Genomic DNA, 16,886 nt, shown 5'->3' with positions numbered 1-16,886 from the left:
CCCTCCCGTTCAGGGACTCTGCCCGACGGCAGCCTCACGGCGCGGCGCGACGGCCGTGGCTGCCGGCCGCCGCAGACTGCTCGGTGACCCGGCCACTTCTGATCTCCCAGACCCGGGTGGCCCTCGCGGCCATGGCTGCGTGATGAGTGGCGACGACGGCGGCAATGCCACCGGCATGCACCATCTCGGAGATCAGATCCATGATCGTTGCGGCCGTGACGCTGTCGAGCTGGGCCGTTGGTTCGTCCGCGATCAGGATGTCCGGCCGGCCGACCAGGGCGCGGGCCAGCCCGACACGCTGCTGCTGCCCTCCCGACAGTTCGCCAGGCCGTTGCCGGCCATGCCTGCTCAGGCCCACCGCATCCAGCGCCTCGGCCACCCTTGCATCCCTCTCGGCCGGTGCGACACGCTGGATCCGCAGGGGGACCTCGATGTTCTCGGCCGCAGAGAGCATGGGCAGCAGCGCAAACGACTGGAATACGAACCCGAGCCGGTCGCGGCGCAGTGCGGCCAGCTCCGTCTCGGGCATCGACGCGATGTCGAGACCGCCGATCTGCATTGATCCGGACGTGGGCCGATCCAGACCACCCAACAGGTTCAGCAGGGTGGTCTTGCCTGCGCCCGAACGTCCGCGGAGCACCACCAACTCCCCGGCCAGCACATCGACGGTCACTGCCTGGCAGCCGATGACGTCCCCTGCCGCGCCGGAGTAGATCCGGGTCAGTTCGCGTGCACTCAGGACCGGAACGTTTGTCACCGCTGGCCTTCTCCCGGATCGGGGGCCGGCGTCGAGTCGGCGTGCCAGACGCCGATGTGGTCCGGTTCCAGTGCGAGGCGGACGCGGTCCGCGAGGTCGAGTCTGCTCATGAAGTTGGACGGCAGCTGCAGCCGGCCGACCCTGTCCAGCACCGCATACTCCTGCGCAGTGGTGATCTGGACGCCGAAGCGATCGGAGGTGGTCCGGCGCAACACCTCTGTCGAAGTGCGTCCGTCACGGATCTGCACGGTCCGCCGGACGTGCTCGGAGACGGCCGGATCGTGGGTGACGATGACGGTGGTGACGCCCAGCTGCGAGTTCACGGTGCGGATCGCCTCCAGCACGACCGCCGCGGTTTCCTCGTCGAGCTCACCGGTCGGTTCGTCGGCCAGCAGGACCCGCGGGCCGTTGGCCAGAGCCACCGCGATGGCCACCCGTTGCTGCTGACCACCGGACATCTCCGTCGGGCGGCGGTTCGCGCAGTCGGACACGGTCAGCAGGTCCAGCAGCTCGGCGACGCGCGCCCGTCGTCGGACGCGGTCGATCCCCGTGAGCACCACAGCGACATTCTGCGCAGACGTCAGGTAGGGCAACAGGTTTCGAGCCGTCTGCTGCCACACGAATCCGACCACCTCACGCTGGTAGCGGGTGCGCTGCGCGCGTTTCAACCCGACGAGATCGTGACCGGAAACCACAGCGGAACCCGCGGACGGTGCGTCCAATCCGGACAGGATCGACATCAGGGTCGACTTGCCCGATCCGGATTCGCCGACGATGCCGACCAGCTCCCCTACGCCGATCCGCAGGTTGAGCCCCTGCAGCGCCTGCACCTCGACACCCTGCTCCCGGAAGATCCTGATCAGGTCCTGGCACAGGATCGCCGGTTCGGCTGTCACGGTCTGCGTCATCGCGTTCCCTTCCTCTTCGCTCATGTCTCGCCGAACCTGACGACCACGGCCGCAGCAGCCTTCTCGGCGATCGCAGCACCGAGCACCGTGGCCAGCGCGACGACCACCACATATCCACCGACCAGCATGATCATCACCACTGGGTCCACTGCGAGAGAGGGGCCTGCCGGTCCGCCGGTGAAGGGACGGAGATCGATCGCCGACAGCACCATCCTGCTCAGCCCGACCCCCACCGCGCCACCGCCGAGCAACGCCGCCAGGGCCATCGGGATCAACTCCCATCCGACGAGACGGCGCCCCGCACCCGGGGGTAGACCGAGAATGCCGAGCACCCCCAGCAGCCGCCGGCGCGCCGGCGCACTCCCCACCGACAACAGCGTCACCGCCAGAGCACCGAGCGCCGCCACGCTGATCAGGGTGATCAGCACCATGGCCTGGACCCCACCGATCGCCGGGGCGGCCAGCAACGTGGCCGACACCTGCTGCGGAGCGATGACCGCGCCCTCACCCTGGATCGCGCCGTCGACAGCCGTTGCCGCAGAGGCGGGGTCCGCGTCGGGAGTGAGTTCGAGCAGCAGCGTGTCGGGCTCATACGCACTGTCGGTGAAGTCCGACAGCATCGACCGATCGGCGAGAATCCAGGTCGAACTCCGTCCAAGACCGGCGGCCGACGCGGAGACATCGGCGACGGTCAGGGCGTGGTCACCGACGGCCAACGCTCTTGCCGGTAGCTGGGCCAGCTGCGCCGCCAGATCGGCGGAGATCACCACCTGGTTGGCCGGTCCGGGAGTGACCACCGAATCCGGTATCGACGCCGCGCCGGTGACACCCGCCTGGACCGACCGCAGTTCGCCGGCATCCACCAAATACACCGACATGGCCTGTTCCGTACCGGAGACCGCGATCTGGACCGGATCGACCGTCATCGAGGTGGCCGCGGCGACGACGACGGGCAGCGCTCGGACCCTGGCCAGGGCGGCGGGCGAGAGTCGCGCCGCAGCCACGCGCAGATCTGCCCCGACGTCGGAGCGGGCCGCCGAGTTCACCCCCTGGCTCAGGGTGGACAGCAGGATCGAGGACAGCACCGCCGTGCCGACCCCCACCACCAGCGCGAACACCGGCGCCACTCCGCTGGCCGGTTCGCGCACCGCCCGCGCCGAGCCCAGGAAGTTCACCACACCGCGGCGGCGCCGAAAACTGCGCAGCAGTCCCCTCAGTGGCCACGGATACACACGGGTCACGGCCACTGCCGACGCGAGACACAGCAGCAACGGCGCGCCCACGATCAACGGGTCGACACCACCGGCCGCAGGGCTCGCCCCCGCGGCGAACAGCAGCGCCACCGACGCCACCGCAGCGCCGAGCAACACGACCTCCGCGACCCATCTCCGCCGGCGACTACGCCGGGGCGCGTAGTCGGCGCGCGCCCCCGGGGAGTTGGACGGAGTAGCCGCGGCAGCCAGCAGCGATGGCACCAGCAGCAACCCGGCCGCAACCGGGAGCACCAGATCCACCCGGTGATCCGGCGGCGCGATCAGCAGGACCGTTGCCACGGCAAGAAGGGTCGCGGGCACCGACAGCAGAAGACCTTCGGCGGCGAGCGCCACCCGCGACCGCAGCGTCGACCAGCCGCGGGTCGACAGCAGACCCAGTGCCCGACGTCTCCGGTCGACCAGCAGACGACTGGCCAGCAGCAGTACTGCCACCGCGGCGCCGCACGGCCCGACGGCGATCACCAGGAGGAGCGCGCGCGCCACCGCCGTAGACGCCTCGACGGCCCGAAGGGTCTGCCCCGACCGGGTACTCAGCCGCAACGGATCCGCTCCGGGCAGCCCTGTCAACGGATGGGCTGCGGCGGTGAAGGTATCGATCTGGGCACGCAGGGCCGGCACGTCCGAGGACCGGATCCGGCTCACGTCGAACCGGAGGTAGATCTGCGTCTGCTCTTTCGAGGTGAACGCCTCGGCGAGTGGCCAACTCGCCGGGTGCACGTAGGCGACCCCCGTCCGGATCTGCGTATTCGGGGTTTCGACGATGCTGGGGTGGACGATGTTGCCGTTGAGCAACCAGTGATCGGTACTGCCGGCGGCGGCCTCGAACAGGCCTGTCAGGATCATCGGATGGACACGGCCGTCCCGCATGACGGTGCGCCGCACCGTTCCGATCTTCCAGCCGAGGGCCTTGGCGGTCTCGGTCGACAATGCCACGTCCACCGGCGAGAGCGAAGCGGGCGCCTGGTGATCGGCCGCCGGCCACACCCCCGCCACGAGTCGGGCGAAATCAGTCAGGCGGGGGTCGGCCGCGAAGCTCAACTGCAGGTTGGCGCTGACGGCGGCATCCCGGGGAAGCGGGAACGCAGTGGTCACCGCTGTGTAGACGGGGCGCCCGAGGGTCTGTCGGAGCGGTTCGGGCGCCTGGTCACGCACGTTCTCCAGAGCCGCGTCCCAGCCGCCCCAGACGGCCGCGACATCCGGAGAGAACCCGGGGACCGACACGGAGACCCTCGGCAGCGGGGCGAAGACCCGGGTGGTCAGAAAGCGTTGGGTCGGACCGAGATCACTTACCTGGTAACGCAGTTCGGCAGCGCCACGGGACTCGATCGCGCCGGGTAGAGCGGCGACCAGCGTGGTGCAGACGAAGACCAACAGCGCCAGCAGGACGCCCGGGCCGCGCGCGGCGCGCAGATGCCGCCGCAGGATCCCGACGAGACCCACTGCCACCGAATGGTTCTCCGTCATCGCACGGCCTTGCCCCAGTGATGGGAATTCAACCGGCCGTACCAGACCAGCACCGCAGCGACACCGATCCCGCCCGCCGCCATCGCCGGCCACAACCCGGCGGAGAACCCCAGTACAGGGGCCAGCTGGGCAGGGGCACCGACGACCGCTGACCGGGCCAGCCCGCTCACCGTCAGGATCGATGCGATCAGCCCGACCGCGAGCCCCAGAACCGTACCAATGATCAGGCACCACAACAATTCTCGTCGGCGGAGGGCAACCAACTGGCGGCGGGTGAGACCGGCTGCGACCAGTGGGCGGATCTCTCCACGTCGATCCCGGCCGAGGTTCCCGGCCATCAGGGCAACGGCGAGGACGACCAGCAGCATGAAAACACCGACGCCCATCCACAACGCGGTCTGCGCCGGATCGATCAGGGCGGCCGCCGTCCGGTCGCCGGCGATCGTCACCACCCATCCAGGGCCGCCTGCCTCGCGCACCTTGCCGGCTGTCGCACCCGGTGAGGTCGTCCTGATCCAGATCTCGTTCGCCCTTGGTATGACAGTGGTGGTCGACAACAGCTGCACGGTGATGGCCGTCAGATCCGCCATTGCCCTCGGCACGGCGGCATCTCCGGGCAGCACCGGCGAGATCGCCGCCACCGTGGCAAGTGCGTGCCCGCCGGTGGCATCCAGCCGGAAGTCCAGGGAACCGCCGACTCCCACCCCCAGCTGCTCCGCCATCAACTGGTTGACGACCACCCGGACCGGCGCCCTCACCGCGCCGCCGGCCGATGCGATCTCCTGGGGCATCAGTCGGACGGTCCGCGGTGTGGCGGCCGCCGGGATCGATCCGGCCCAGCTGATCGAACCCGGCCGGCCCGTCGTGAGCGTCGCCGGGTCATCGGCAGCCTGGATTCTTGCCTGCGTCCACGACTGCGCCGAACCGGTGTCCCTGCCGTCGGTTCGGATCCGGTTGATGTGCACGCTGTCGACCGTGTCGGTGCCCTGGGTGTCCAGGACGGTGTCGATGGCCACGATCACCGGCGTGCCGCCCAACGTCTCGACTGTCGTCACGGGGATCGAGACCTGCTGCGTCACCGGCGGCCGAGGGTCGCCCGCGCCCAGCGGTACACGGAGGCCACTGCTTCCGAACGGTGTCACGCCACCACGCGGAACCGCGATCCATAGCACCAGATGTACTCCGAGGAAGGCGCTGGTCGATGGGGGCACCGCGCCCGGATCTGCGAGGGCGGCGGGCGCAGCAGCCGCTTTCAGGGAGATGTCGACGGTGATCTGCCGGACGCGTGACGGCAGGGCAATGCCGACCACCGGTGACAAGATGCTGCGGGCGACGGCCGCCGGGTCGTAGCCACCCGGCATGGCGGGCAACAATCCGGGCAGGTCCGCCGCCGGCGCCGCGACCAGTTGCCCGGCCGTGTTCCCGATCGTGATAGGGGTGAGATACGCATCAGTCACCTGCCGGACGCTGCCAACCGCAGCCAGACCGCGATGGCCGCTGGGGGTTTCGGCTCCCGTCTCGGCGACGAAGTCGGGCAGGTGGACCCCGACATCGGAGGCGTTGACCAGCTTGGCGGACGCGTCCGCGAACGATGTCCGCGTCCGGTCGTAGCCGGCCGTCAGGGTGGCGCCCGAGACCGCGAGGCAGATCAACAGGACCGCAGCGCCGAACGTGGGCCATCGGCGGGATAACTCCCGAGCCGGCAGGACCGATCCGAGACCCGGCAACCGACCGGCGGCGACGGCGGTGACACGGGCTGCGAGGGCGGCCAGCAGGGTACCCACCAAGCCGATGGCGAGCAGGCTCAGCGCAGGTGCCGGCAACGCGACCGGATCGACGCGGATCGATCCGGACTCGGTCAGCACGGCCGAGCCGGCATGCCGGAACCGCCACAACGAGACCACGCCGGCGGCCAGCATCAGCACCACAGGGATGATCGAGCCGACCGTCGACGCCCGACCGGGAACGAACCCGCGACGAGACTCCCGCAGGGTCAACACGATCGCGGCGATGACGGACGCGCAGATCACGACAACGGCCGGCCACCAGGGAATCGGACCTGCGATGGCCCGACCCGCCGGGCTCTGGACCCAGGGCCTGATCCACCATGACACCCACAGGCCGACCAGGGCCGCCGGGACGGTGACGGCGACGCTTTCCGTTGCGGCCCAGGATGTGAGGCGAGCGATCCCCAGCCCACGGGCCCGAAGCACCGATAGCTCCTGACGCCGGTTCCTGGCCAGCATCGCGACCAGGAACCCGATGAGGACGACACCGAACCCAGCCGTCAGCAGGACGGGCAGGGCTGCCACCCCGCGTACGGCGGCCAGGCTGGCGATGATGGTCGTCATGGTGTCGGGGAGCCCACCGGACAGCTGGACTCCGTGGACGTTGACGCCCGGGTAGTTACCGGCCAACCGCTCCAGGCCGGCAAGCGCTCGACTCAGTGATTCCGCCGGTGCGGCCGAGAAGTTCGGGATGTCCGGTGAGACGGTCCACAGCGCCGAAGGGCTGCTGGACAGAAGTTTGAGGTCCTGTTCCCCCACCGCCACGACGATCGGCGCGGCAGACGCCCCGCCCACCTGCGGGAGGAAGTACGGGTCGAGCGGATCGTCCGGTCGGTACAGCGCCGCCACCCGGAACACCGTGCCGCTGTTGTCATCGGCAATGGTGAACGTGTCACCGACTCGCCGGCCGGCTGCCGATCCCGGATCGGCCGGTACCGCAACCGCAATGCTGCCCGCGACGGCCGCCGCCGGCCAGGTGCCCGCGAGGATGTGCGCATGGCCGGGAAGATCGGCAAATGTCCGCGGCTCGAAAGCAGGCCCGGATGTCGGCCGACCATCGGGACGTCCCGGGATCACCGGAAACTGCCCACCGGCCACAGCCCGGTCGACGCGGACCGGTAGTCCGGCGAACGCGGTCGCAAAAAGGTGTTGGGCGGCAACACCCTGGGCTGCCTCGTCCGGAGCGAGTTCGGTCGCCAACTGGACGGCACGGGCGCTCATCGTTGCCTGGTCCAGGGTGGCCCGCACGCCCGCCTGCGCCGCATCGGCCAGGAACATCGTCATGGTGGTCAAGCCGGCGGTGACGAGGAAAACGACGAGGATGATCGCGAAGAGGAACCACCGGTGTGCGACCGCCCGCCTAGCGCAGATCGAGTTCGAACGCATCGCTGATCGCCCGCGCCAGGGCGGCCTCCTGGTCGTCGAACAGCAAGCCCAGGGTCTCCCCGACCGCATCTTTCCGGACCGTGGTGATGTGGTCGCAGCTCACCACGCTGTCGTGGTCGAGTCCGTTTCGTGGCCCCACAGGAACTTCGCTGCTCAGCCCGCGAGTGGTCATGGTGATCGGCGCCACGGTCAACCAGGTCGACAGGTGCAGCTTGGATTGCCTTGTCAGGATCAGCGCCGGACGACACTTGTCCAGCAGGACCACAGCGATGGTTCGCATCAGTCCAACGCGGGATGCGTGAGGTCGAGCAGACCCTCGAGATCCGGATAGACCCGCTCCCCCCGGCGGGCAAGTTCGACCAGAATCGCTTCGTCACCGCGATATCGCTGATCTCGTCGGATACGTGCGATACCCAGCCGAACAGCCTCGGAACGATTGGCCGCCCGACCTTCGGCGACCTCGGTGTCGAGCGCCGCCAGCTCGTGGGCTTCCAGCCGGATGGCGATCTGCGTAGTCACGTCCCAGACGCTACCGCGTCCGTCAACCACTTGGTATACGGCGCGTGATTGCCTGCCGGCCGAGGCCGCCCCGGATCAGCGACCGCCGGCGAGCTTCCGACTCCGCTGATCGCTGCCCGGGACGCCGTACGGGTAGTCCGCTGCGATCGGATCGCTGGCCTTGTCCAGCGCCGCGGTCTCCGAGGATTCGAGATGCAGATCAGCAGCGCCGAGATTGTCGTTCAATTGCTCGAGGGTGCGGGCACCGAGGATGACGGAGGTGACGGCAGGCCGGTCCGCCAACCAGGACAGAGCCACCTGTGCCATCGAGACGCCACGAGCGTCGGCGATGGACTGCACCGCCTCGACGACGGACCAGGTCCGATCGGCGCCGGCCCGCCGGTCGTAGGCCTCCACCCCCGTGTCGGGGTTCTCGCCGAGCCGCGTGGCACCGGCCGGCCGGGCCTCACGGGTGTATTTGCCGGTCAACCAGCCGCCGCCGAGCGGCGACCACGGCAGCAGGCCGAGCCCGGCGTCCAGACAGGACGGCACGATTTCCCATTCCAACTCCCGGACCAGCAGGTTGTACTGCGGCTGCAGGGTGACCGGGGGTTCCAGGCCGAGCACCGCGGCCGTGGCCACCGCCTTCTGCACCTGCCAGCCGGTGAAGTTGGACAAGCCGATGTATCGGATCTTGCCCTGTCGGACGAAACCGTCGAGCGTGCGCAGCGTTTCGGCAATCGGGGTGAGGGGATCCCAGCTGTGCACCTGGTAGAGATCGACGCAGTCGACGCCGAGCCGGCGCAACGAGTCGTCCAGGGCGCGCTGCAGATGGCGACGGGTGAGCCCGAGGTCGTTGGGTCCCGTCCCCATCGGGAACCTGCCCTTCGTCGCGAGCACCACCTGATCGGTGATGTCGGCGGGCCGGTCCGCCAACCAGCGCCCGATGACCTCCTCCGAGGCCCCCGAGCTGTAGACGTCCGCGGTGTCGATCAGATTTCCGCCTGCTGCCATGAAGGCATCGAGCTGGGTGAGGGCCACGTCCTCCGAGCTTTCCCGGGCGAAGGTCATGGTGCCAAGGGTGAGATTCGAGACGGCGCAGCCGCTTGTGCCAAGAAGTCGATATTCCATGGTTCTGCAGTGCTCCGGCAGGAGCACACCCAAACCCTGCATCCGTCCTTCTCTGCCACCCGCCCCTGTTGTTGCCGCGCCGCATCCGGTGTCGCTGATGTCCATGTCGATCGGCTCGTTGCGTTGATCGAGGAGACTCGGGAGTCCCATACGACCAGGCGCATGATCCTCATGACCGATCAGCACTTCCGTACCGGCATTCCCGCTGTCAGCGTGAAGACCGCCCGCCAGGCGGTCATCTTCGCCACCGGTGAGATGCAGGAGGATCAGTGCCGATCGAATCCGGCCACGGTCGACACCAGGCGGGGAACAACACCTTCAGCTACTTCCTCGACCCGCACGGCAACACCATGGAATGCACCACCGGACTGGAGACCCTCGACGAGGACACCTGGCACCCGCACCTTCTCGACTTCAGCGACCCGATGGTCAGCCGGGATGCGGGTGAACGGCGTCAGTCCCGGCATGATCCGTGACCCCGCCACCGAACGCAACCTGCTGGCCCCTGACCACCCGATGAGCAACCATCTGGAAGTCGATCCCGTTGCGGCGCATCGGTACCCCGGAACCCATCACGATCTTGGGACAGAAGGAAACCTGACATGCGTCTCGCGACGGTGTTGCACGCGGACGGGCAGCGGATGGCCGTCCTGTCGGGCGAGAACGTCCCTGTCCCACCGGGTTGGCAGCAGCCGGACTTCGAGCTCGAGGTAGCCGTCGTGGTCGGCGCGTCCGGGCACGATCTGGACCCCGTGTCCGCCCACGATTCCGTGTTCGGGTACTGCATCCTCGACGACTGGTCGGCCCGCGACCTCCAGCGGCGCGAGAGGCAGGTGAACCTGGGTCCGGCGAAGGGGAAGGACTCGTCCGCCACCCGCGGCCCCTGGATCGTCACCGCCGACGAGTTCGTCGATCGGCACGACGCCGACGGGGACGCACCGATCCACCACCGCTACAGCCCGGTGATGTGGTGGAGATGACCATCGAAGGCATCAGCACGATCGTCAACACGGTGGTCGCCCTCCTGCCCGCCCCGATCACGACGCCCGCGCGGGTCCGCACTCTACATCGGGCCTGATCAGTGGATCGAGGCGTCGTCCACCCGCAGGGTGACCACAGCGGTGGTGCCACCGCCGTCTGCGCTGCGCAGCATCAACCGTCCGCCCATCGCCTCGGTCAACGCCCGGGACAGGGCAAGTCCGAGTCCCGCACCCGGCTCACCCCCGATGTCCGCGCCGAGCCGGTCGAACGGCAGGAACAACCGATCCCGGAGCTCGTCGGCGATGCCGGGCCCGGAATCGGAGACCTCCACCACCGCGCCGTCGGTGATGTCCACCCTGAGGCTGACCCACCCGCCAGGGTGGTTGTAGAGCAGCCCGTTGTTGATCACGTTGATCAACACCTGCCGCAGCCGACGACGGTCGGCGTGCACCTGCCCGCCGCTGGTATCGGCCTCCAGATGCAGCGTGATCGTCCGCTGGTCGGCCAACGGCCGCAACAGCTCGACCACCTCACGGACCAGCGCGGCCAGATCGACCAGTTCGATCTGCAGTGGAAGCGCGCCCGCCTCGATCTTCGCGATGTCCAGCACGTCGTCGACCAACGCCAGGATATGCCCGGCGGCACCTTCGATGTGGCGCAGGGCAAGCCTTCTGCGCTCGGCCGAGAGGTCAAGATTCTGCAACAGCTCGGTGAATCCGGTGACGGCCTGCAACGGTGTCCGGATCTCGTGGCTCAGGGCGGCCAGGAAATCCGACTTCGCCCGGCTCGCCGCCTCCGCGGTGCGTTGCGCAGCCTCCGCCTCACGGCGGGCCTGCCGTTCGGCCTGCACCGCGCGCCGCTGGGTCACGTCCAGCAGATTCACGCACCACCGCAGCGGCGTCCCGTCGGCCGCCCGGACGGCCGACACGGTGACGGCGACGACGACCGACCTGTGATCGGCCGCTGCAAAACGTGCCTCGAATTCGACACCGTCCGTGTCATCCCGCGGGGACATCTGCAGCGCGGCTGCAGCCGCGGCTCGGTCGTCCGGGTGGACGAGCTCGGCCAGCGGTCGGCCCAGTAGGTCGGACTCGTTGCACCGCAGCATGACTCGGAGCGATTTGTTCACCTTGGTGAGCACGCCCTGCAGATCGGTCATGGCCATGCCGACCGCGTTGTCCTCGAACGCCCGGCGGAACTGCTCCTCGCTCTCCACCAGGGCGCCGACCATCACTGCATGCTCGATGGCCACCGACGAGAGGTGCACGAAACGGCCGACGAGCCGCAGTTCACGGTCGTCGGGAACGTGGGGCTCCGGGTGGTAGACCGCGAAAGTTCCGAGCACCGCTCCGTTGCGGCCGAAGATCGGCTGCGACCAGCACGACCGCAGACCGCACTCGGCGGCGAGATTCCGAAACCCTGCCCACCGGGGGTCCGAGGTGATGTCGGACGCGACCACCGGGGTCCGGGAGTGCGCGCAGGTGCCACACGACCCGACATCCGGGCCGATGCTCAGTCCGTCGATCGCCGCCATGTATTTCGCTGGAAGATGAGGCGCCGCACCATGATTCAGCGTTCCGGTCGCACCGTCCAGCAGCAGCACCGAGCAACTGCTGCCCTGGATCAGTTCCTCCAGAGCCACCGCGACCGCAGTGAGCACGTCTACCAGGCTTGCCCCGGACGCCAGCAGGTCGAGCACCTCGGAGTGGCGCTCGATGAGCGTCAGACTGTCGGCGTGATCGATGCCGACACCCACGGCCGAGCCGGGTCGGTCGCCGCCGAGGAGCCGGTCCCTTCTGATCGTCGCCGTCACGGACCGGGCTCCCACCGGTATCCGACCCCGCGGATGGTCCGCAGCCAGCGCGGATGCGCCGGGTCGGGCTCCACCTTGTGCCGCACCCGATGGACGTGCTCGGTCACCGTGGCGTCACACTGCCACCCGGGGTCTGAACGCCACACATGCTCCAGCAGTTGGGCTCTGGTGAAGACGTGACGAGGATGCGCCGACAGGAAGGCAATCAGGTCGAACTCCTTGGCCGTCAGCTCCACGACCTGGCCGTCGACGGTGACCTCCCTGCTCCCGGAGTCGATCCGGAGCCGGACACCAGCAGTACCGCCCGTCCCGCCCGCAGAATCATCCGGATCGGCCGACTCGGCGACGCCGGCCGGCTCGCACCTGCGCAACACCGACCGCACGCGGGCCGCCAACTCCTCGGGCGAAAACGGCTTGACCAGGTAGTCGTCGGCTCCGAGATCCAGGCCGACGATCCGGTCGGTCTCGCCGTTCCGCCCGCTGAGGATGATCACCGGCAACCGGCTCTGCTGGCGCAACCGGCGGAGGACATCCAGCCCGCCGAGTCCCGGCAACGACAGATCGAGAACTACGAGATCGGGCGGCAGCGCTGCGATCGACTGCAACGCCGCCGGCCCGTCTCCGGCCTGACCGACCGCGAAACCTTCCGCCTCCAACTGCCAGCTGACGACTTCCCGGACCCGCTCGTCGTCGTCGACGACCAGGATCGTTCGCGCACCGCGACCGTCCGGCCGTGTTGCGTTCTGCAGCATGCTGCTCGTCACGGGCGCATCTTCATTGATGGCATCCTCTTCGCCCTCGGAGGGGAACTCAGGCACCATCAGCGTATCCCGTGGCGCTGAGCTCAGCCTGCGGTGATGCCACCGTCGATGACCAACTCGGAGCCGGTGACCCAGGTGGATTCATCCGACGCCAGGTAGAGCACACCCCAGGCGATGTCCATCGGCACTCCCGGTCGGCCGAGCGGGTGCATCGCACCCAGCGCGTCGAAGAAGCCATCCCGGTCACCGGTGTTGTCGCCGAGGAACTGCACCATCGGGGTCCAGGTGTAGCTGGGGTGCACCGAGTTGACCCGGATCTTGTAGCCGGACTTCGCCACATGGAGGGCCGCGGACTTGCTGAACATCCGTACCGCGCCCTTGGATGCGTTGTAGGCAGCCAGGTTCTCGATTCCCACCAGCCCGGCGATGGACGAGATGTTGACGATCGAGCCACCGATCGGATCCTGGTTCTTCATCACGGCGATGGCCGCGCGGGTCCCGAGGAAGACCGCCTCGCTGTTGATCGAGTTGACCCGCCGCCAGTCCGCGAGCGTGGTGTCCTCCACGGTGGCGTCGACCACGATGCCGGCGTTGTTGACCACCACGTCGATCCGGCCGTACTTCTCCACGACTTCGCTGGTGATCTCGTTCCAGCGGCCCTCGTCGGTGACGTCCTGATGCAGGTAGAGAGCCTTTCCGCCGGCCGCGTTGATCTCCTTGGCGACGGAGGTGCCCTCCTCGTCGAGCACGTCCGTCAGGATGACGGTGGCGCCTTCGGTGGCCAGCGTCCGGCTCGTCGCCTCACCGAGGCCTCTCGCTCCACCGGTGACCAGCGCGATCTTTCCTTCGACTCTTCCCACGATTTCCTCCACAGTTGTTGGCGTTGGCCCAGTGCGGTAGCCCAATGGCGTTGGCTCACTGGCTCAAGACATTTCGTTCCTGGACGTGACCGCCGAGGCCAGGCCGACGATAGGGGCAGAGTGGTGACCGGGCCCACAATTGATGAACTGTTGAGACGCTGTTGGGCAAACGACCAGACCCGCCGACGACGGTGAGGGCACGCCGCACCGCGCACGGTCGGGGATCTCTTCCGTGCCGGTCGAGCGTGGACATCCGATATCGACCCGAGGAGGCCGCAATGAACGAGGACGCAGCGATGAAGCTGGCTTTGTACCTTCCCAACTTCCGCGACAAGGTAACCGTCAAGGAACTCGAGGACCTCACGGCCCTGGCCGAGGATCTGGACTTCGATTCCATCTGGACCCTGGACCGGATCATCGTGCCCGAGACCTCCGATCGTGCCGAGATGCAGTTCCCATTCGGGATGATGATGGATTTCCCGCCGGGAATGCCGGTCATCTCGCGGGGCGAGTGGTTCCAGGGCATGACGCTCATCCCGTGGCTGGCAGCGAAGACCACGAAGATCCGGATCGGCATGAGCATCATCGACACCCCTTATCGCGCGCCCGCAGTGCTCGCCGCCGAGTTGGCCACCCAGGATCACCTGTCGGGCGGCCGGCTCAATGTCGGCGTCGGTTCCGGGTGGATGCCGGAGGAGTTCGCCGCCGCGAGCGCCACCGACCTGTTCCCGCGCCGTCACGGGCACGTCCGCGAGACCATCGAGATCATGCAGGGCATCTGGACGAACGACCTGTTCGAGTACCACGGTGAATTCGCCGACTTCGCCCTGTCCGGGTTCGGCCACAAACCGATCCAGAAGCCCCATCCGCCGATCTTCTTCAGCGGTCTCAAGGACCCGAAGCGCTCGGCGAGGCGTATTGCGAAGTACGGGCTCTCGGGATGGATCGGCATCCAGGACTCGCCAGAGGACATCAGGCGCTGGCGCACCGAGATCGAGCGGGAGCTGAACGAGATGGGTGGCACGCTGCCGGAGAACTTCGACATGTGCAGCATGATCTGGTTCGTCATCACCGACGAGGACATCGACCAGACTCCGGCCGGAAAGGCCTCCAACCTGCTGGCGGGTTCTGCACGCCAGCTCGAGGACATCCTCAAGCGGTACAAGGAAGCCGGCATGACGATGCCGCTCCTGTGGCCGCCGTTCCGCGACGTGCCGACGGCCAAGACGATGGACGATCTGAAGCGATTGACCGAGGAGATCATGCCCAAGGTCAATGCCGGCTGAATCTGGTCAGGGAATGACCGAGACACTATGGACCCCTTCGGCTCAGCGCATCCAGGCGTCGGCGATGCGCGAGTATTTGGACTGGCTGCAGGTGCGCGAAGAGCGGCAGTTCGACGACCACGACGCCCTGTGGCGCTGGTCGGTCGAGGACCTGGACAGGTTCTGGCTCTCCGTGGTCGACTACTACGGCGTGAGCTTCTCGCAACCCTGGACGCAGGTCCGCACCACCGACCAGATGCCGCACACCCGGTGGTTCACCGGGGCCCGGCTGAACTGGGCGGAACATCTGCTGCGCAACGGTTCTGACGATGTCGCTGCGCTGGTCTGCCTCCAGGAGGGCGGCGGACCGGCGCGTGAGATCACCTTCGGTGCGCTGCGTCGGTCGGTGGCCTCGGCCGCCGGCTGGCTACGCCGCGCGGGCGTGCGACCGGGCGACCGGGTCGCCGCATACCTGCCGAACACCGAGCATGCCGTGATCGCGTGTCTGGCCACGGCTGCGGTCGGGGCTGTGTGGGCCTGCTGTTCCCCGGATTTCGGTGCCGAGGGCACCATCGGCCGCCTCGCCCAGCTGGAACCCACGGTGCTCATCGCGACGGACGGGTACCACTGGAACGGCAAGGACATCGACCGCAGCGGCGTCGTCGCGCAGCTACGGGAGCAGCTGCCGACCGTGCGGCACTATTTGCACATCGCGTACGTCTTCGACCGGCCGGATCCAGCGGGCTCCACGTCATGGGACGAGCTGGTGTCCGGGGACGATCACCTGGAGTTCGAGCAGGTCGAGTTCTCGCATCCGCTGTGGGTCCTGTTCACCTCCGGCACCACCGGGTTGCCCAAAGGGCTTGTGCACGGCCACGGTGGGATCACCCTCGAGGGGCTCAAGTGGTCCGGCCTCTACGCCGGACTCCGCCCCGGCGAACGGATCTTCACCTATACCTCGACCGGCTGGGCCCTGTGGAACATCCAGATCAACGCGCTCACGCAGGGTGCGGGCCTGGTCCTCTACGAGGGCAGCCCTGGCCATCCTCCAGGCGCGGTCTGGGAGGTCGCAGCCCGCACCGGGGCGCAGGTCATGCTGCTCGGCGCCGCCGTCATCACGGCGAGCGCCAACGCCGGCGTGTCCGCGGCGCAGCTCGGGTGGGACCTGAGCCGGCTCCGCCATGTGTTCGTCAGCGGGTCAGCCCTACCGCCGGCCGGGTACCACTGGGTGATGGAGCACGTGAGCCCTGATCTGCGCATCGACTCGACCAGCGGCGGCACGGACATCTCCGGCTCGTTCATCGGCGCCAACGAGTACACCCCCGTCCAGGTCGGCCGGATCGGCGGGATCCTCGCCGGCGTCGACTGCGGGGCCTGGGACGATGACGGTCGTCCAGTCGTGGACTCGGTCGGTGACCTCGTCATCACCGCGCCCATGCCCTCGATGCCCATTTACCTGTGGAACGACCCGGATGCCGTGCGCTACCAGGAGTCCTACTTCGACACCTGGCCGGGAGTGTGGCGACACGGGGACTGGGTGACGATGCACTCCGACGGCAGCATCTCGGTCCATGGCCGTTCCGATTCGACGCTGAACCGGCAGGGCGTGCGGTTGGGCAGTGCCGACTTCTACGACGTGCTGGAAAGCATGCCCGAGATCACCGAAACCCTGGTGATCGGAGTTGATCTACCCGACGACGGATATTGGTTGGGATTGTTCGTCGTGCCCGCTCCCGGACAGGCGCTGGACGACGCGCTGGAGCAGAAGATCATCACCACCCTGCGTACCCGCCTGACGCCGCGACACGTCCCCGACGAGATCGTGGAGGCACCCGCCGTCCCCCACACCCTGACCGGCAAGCGACTCGAGGTCCCGATCAAGAAACTGCTCGCCGGCAAGCCGCTGGAGAAGGCCGCGAACATCGCCTCGGTCGATAATCCCGACGCCCTGCGCTGGTACGCGGAATTCGCCGCGAACCGGCTGCAGCAGTCCGGCTGACC

The 16,886-nt window shown here is 68.2% G+C and carries 13 protein-coding genes and 1 pseudogene; 4 read left to right on the top strand and 10 right to left on the bottom strand.

What is annotated here, in order from left to right; genetic code table 11:
- Nucleotides 1-34: 34 nt before the first annotated feature.
- The 7 genes from ABIB25_RS00395 to ABIB25_RS00365 all read right to left on the bottom strand — a co-directional run bounded on the left by ABIB25_RS00395 (nucleotide 35) and on the right by ABIB25_RS00365 (nucleotide 9,205).
- Nucleotides 35-757: an ABC transporter ATP-binding protein gene (locus tag ABIB25_RS00395; protein ID WP_354526423.1), complete on the bottom strand. Its 723-nt coding sequence runs from the start codon at nucleotides 755-757 to the stop codon at nucleotides 35-37.
- Nucleotides 754-1,689 (bottom strand): ABC transporter ATP-binding protein, encoded by a 936-nt coding sequence (locus tag ABIB25_RS00390; RefSeq protein ID WP_354526422.1) that lies wholly within the window; start codon nucleotides 1,687-1,689, stop codon nucleotides 754-756. Before ABIB25_RS00390 ends, ABIB25_RS00395 begins: the two co-directional genes overlap by 4 nt.
- Nucleotides 1,686-4,403 (bottom strand): ABC transporter permease family protein, encoded by a 2,718-nt coding sequence (locus tag ABIB25_RS00385; protein ID WP_354526421.1) that lies wholly within the window; start codon nucleotides 4,401-4,403, stop codon nucleotides 1,686-1,688. The genes ABIB25_RS00390 and ABIB25_RS00385 overlap by 4 nt, the downstream gene beginning before the upstream one ends.
- Nucleotides 4,400-7,576 carry an ABC transporter permease gene (locus tag ABIB25_RS00380; RefSeq protein WP_354526420.1) on the bottom strand — a complete coding sequence of 1,059 codons (3,177 nt, stop codon included), beginning with the start codon at nucleotides 7,574-7,576 and terminating at the stop codon, nucleotides 4,400-4,402. Before ABIB25_RS00380 ends, ABIB25_RS00385 begins: the two co-directional genes overlap by 4 nt.
- Nucleotides 7,551-7,856, bottom strand: a complete 306-nt coding sequence (locus tag ABIB25_RS00375) for a type II toxin-antitoxin system PemK/MazF family toxin (protein WP_354526419.1) — start codon at nucleotides 7,854-7,856, stop codon at nucleotides 7,551-7,553. The genes ABIB25_RS00380 and ABIB25_RS00375 overlap by 26 nt, the downstream gene beginning before the upstream one ends.
- The gene (locus ABIB25_RS00370; RefSeq protein ID WP_354526418.1) at nucleotides 7,856-8,095 is read right to left on the bottom strand and encodes a ribbon-helix-helix domain-containing protein; all 240 of its coding nucleotides are present in this window, start codon (nucleotides 8,093-8,095) and stop codon (nucleotides 7,856-7,858) included. Before ABIB25_RS00370 ends, ABIB25_RS00375 begins: the two co-directional genes overlap by 1 nt.
- Before the next feature lie 75 nt (nucleotides 8,096-8,170).
- Nucleotides 8,171-9,205 (bottom strand): aldo/keto reductase, encoded by a 1,035-nt coding sequence (locus ABIB25_RS00365; RefSeq protein ID WP_354526417.1) that lies wholly within the window; start codon nucleotides 9,203-9,205, stop codon nucleotides 8,171-8,173.
- 284 nt (nucleotides 9,206-9,489) lie between these two features.
- Here ABIB25_RS00365 and ABIB25_RS00360 point away from each other — a divergent pair.
- Nucleotides 9,490-9,681 (top strand): annotated as a pseudogene (locus ABIB25_RS00360) (VOC family protein); the annotation flags it as partial.
- 126 nt (nucleotides 9,682-9,807) lie between these two features.
- Nucleotides 9,808-10,185 carry a fumarylacetoacetate hydrolase family protein gene (locus ABIB25_RS00355; RefSeq protein WP_354526416.1) on the top strand — a complete coding sequence of 126 codons (378 nt, stop codon included), beginning with the start codon at nucleotides 9,808-9,810 and terminating at the stop codon, nucleotides 10,183-10,185.
- Between the two features lie 98 nt (nucleotides 10,186-10,283).
- Here ABIB25_RS00355 and ABIB25_RS00350 read toward each other — a convergent pair whose 3' ends face one another.
- The 3 genes from ABIB25_RS00350 to ABIB25_RS00340 all read right to left on the bottom strand — a co-directional run bounded on the left by ABIB25_RS00350 (nucleotide 10,284) and on the right by ABIB25_RS00340 (nucleotide 13,620).
- On the bottom strand, nucleotides 10,284-11,999 hold the full coding sequence (locus ABIB25_RS00350; protein WP_354526415.1) for a sensor histidine kinase: 1,716 nt from the start codon (nucleotides 11,997-11,999) through the stop codon (nucleotides 10,284-10,286).
- Nucleotides 11,996-12,751 (bottom strand): response regulator transcription factor, encoded by a 756-nt coding sequence (locus tag ABIB25_RS00345; protein ID WP_354526960.1) that lies wholly within the window; start codon nucleotides 12,749-12,751, stop codon nucleotides 11,996-11,998. The genes ABIB25_RS00350 and ABIB25_RS00345 overlap by 4 nt, the downstream gene beginning before the upstream one ends.
- 92 nt (nucleotides 12,752-12,843) lie before the next feature.
- Entirely contained in the window at nucleotides 12,844-13,620 is a 777-nt protein-coding gene (locus tag ABIB25_RS00340) for a glucose 1-dehydrogenase (RefSeq protein WP_354526414.1), read from the bottom strand.
- Between the two features lie 296 nt (nucleotides 13,621-13,916).
- On the opposite strand from ABIB25_RS00340, the gene ABIB25_RS00335 reads away from it, so the two are divergent.
- Both ABIB25_RS00335 and ABIB25_RS00330 read left to right on the top strand, forming a co-directional pair.
- Nucleotides 13,917-14,906 (top strand): LLM class flavin-dependent oxidoreductase, encoded by a 990-nt coding sequence (locus ABIB25_RS00335; protein ID WP_354526959.1) that lies wholly within the window; start codon nucleotides 13,917-13,919, stop codon nucleotides 14,904-14,906.
- A 13-nt stretch (nucleotides 14,907-14,919) separates the two neighbouring features.
- Complete coding sequence (locus ABIB25_RS00330) at nucleotides 14,920-16,884, top strand: acetoacetate--CoA ligase (RefSeq protein WP_354526413.1); 1,965 nt, start codon at nucleotides 14,920-14,922, stop codon at nucleotides 16,882-16,884.
- Nucleotides 16,885-16,886 lie beyond the last annotated feature (2 nt).

This window comes from Nakamurella sp. UYEF19 (genome assembly GCF_040546275.1).
Lineage (GTDB): Bacteria > Actinomycetota > Actinomycetes > Mycobacteriales > Nakamurellaceae > Nakamurella.
The sequence above is the reverse complement of the archived record's forward strand: the minus strand, read 5'-3'. Positions and strand labels throughout refer to the sequence as shown.

Excerpts from the sequence above, each read along its gene's own strand:
- ABIB25_RS00390 (WP_354526422.1), bottom strand. The coding sequence starts at position 1,689 with ATGAGCGAAGAGGAAGGGAACGCGATGACGCAGACCGTGACAGCCGAA.
- ABIB25_RS00385 (WP_354526421.1), bottom strand. The coding sequence starts at position 4,403 with ATGACGGAGAACCATTCGGTGGCAGTGGGTCTCGTCGGGATCCTGCGG.
- ABIB25_RS00380 (WP_354526420.1), bottom strand. The coding sequence starts at position 7,576 with ATGCGTTCGAACTCGATCTGCGCTAGGCGGGCGGTCGCACACCGGTGG.
- ABIB25_RS00375 (WP_354526419.1), bottom strand. The coding sequence starts at position 7,856 with ATGCGAACCATCGCTGTGGTCCTGCTGGACAAGTGTCGTCCGGCGCTG.
- ABIB25_RS00365 (WP_354526417.1), bottom strand. The coding sequence starts at position 9,205 with ATGGAATATCGACTTCTTGGCACAAGCGGCTGCGCCGTCTCGAATCTC.
- ABIB25_RS00355 (WP_354526416.1), top strand. The coding sequence starts at position 9,808 with ATGCGTCTCGCGACGGTGTTGCACGCGGACGGGCAGCGGATGGCCGTC.
- ABIB25_RS00345 (WP_354526960.1), bottom strand. The coding sequence starts at position 12,751 with ATGCTGCAGAACGCAACACGGCCGGACGGTCGCGGTGCGCGAACGATC.
- ABIB25_RS00335 (WP_354526959.1), top strand. The coding sequence starts at position 13,917 with ATGAAGCTGGCTTTGTACCTTCCCAACTTCCGCGACAAGGTAACCGTC.
- ABIB25_RS00330 (WP_354526413.1), top strand. The coding sequence starts at position 14,920 with ATGACCGAGACACTATGGACCCCTTCGGCTCAGCGCATCCAGGCGTCG.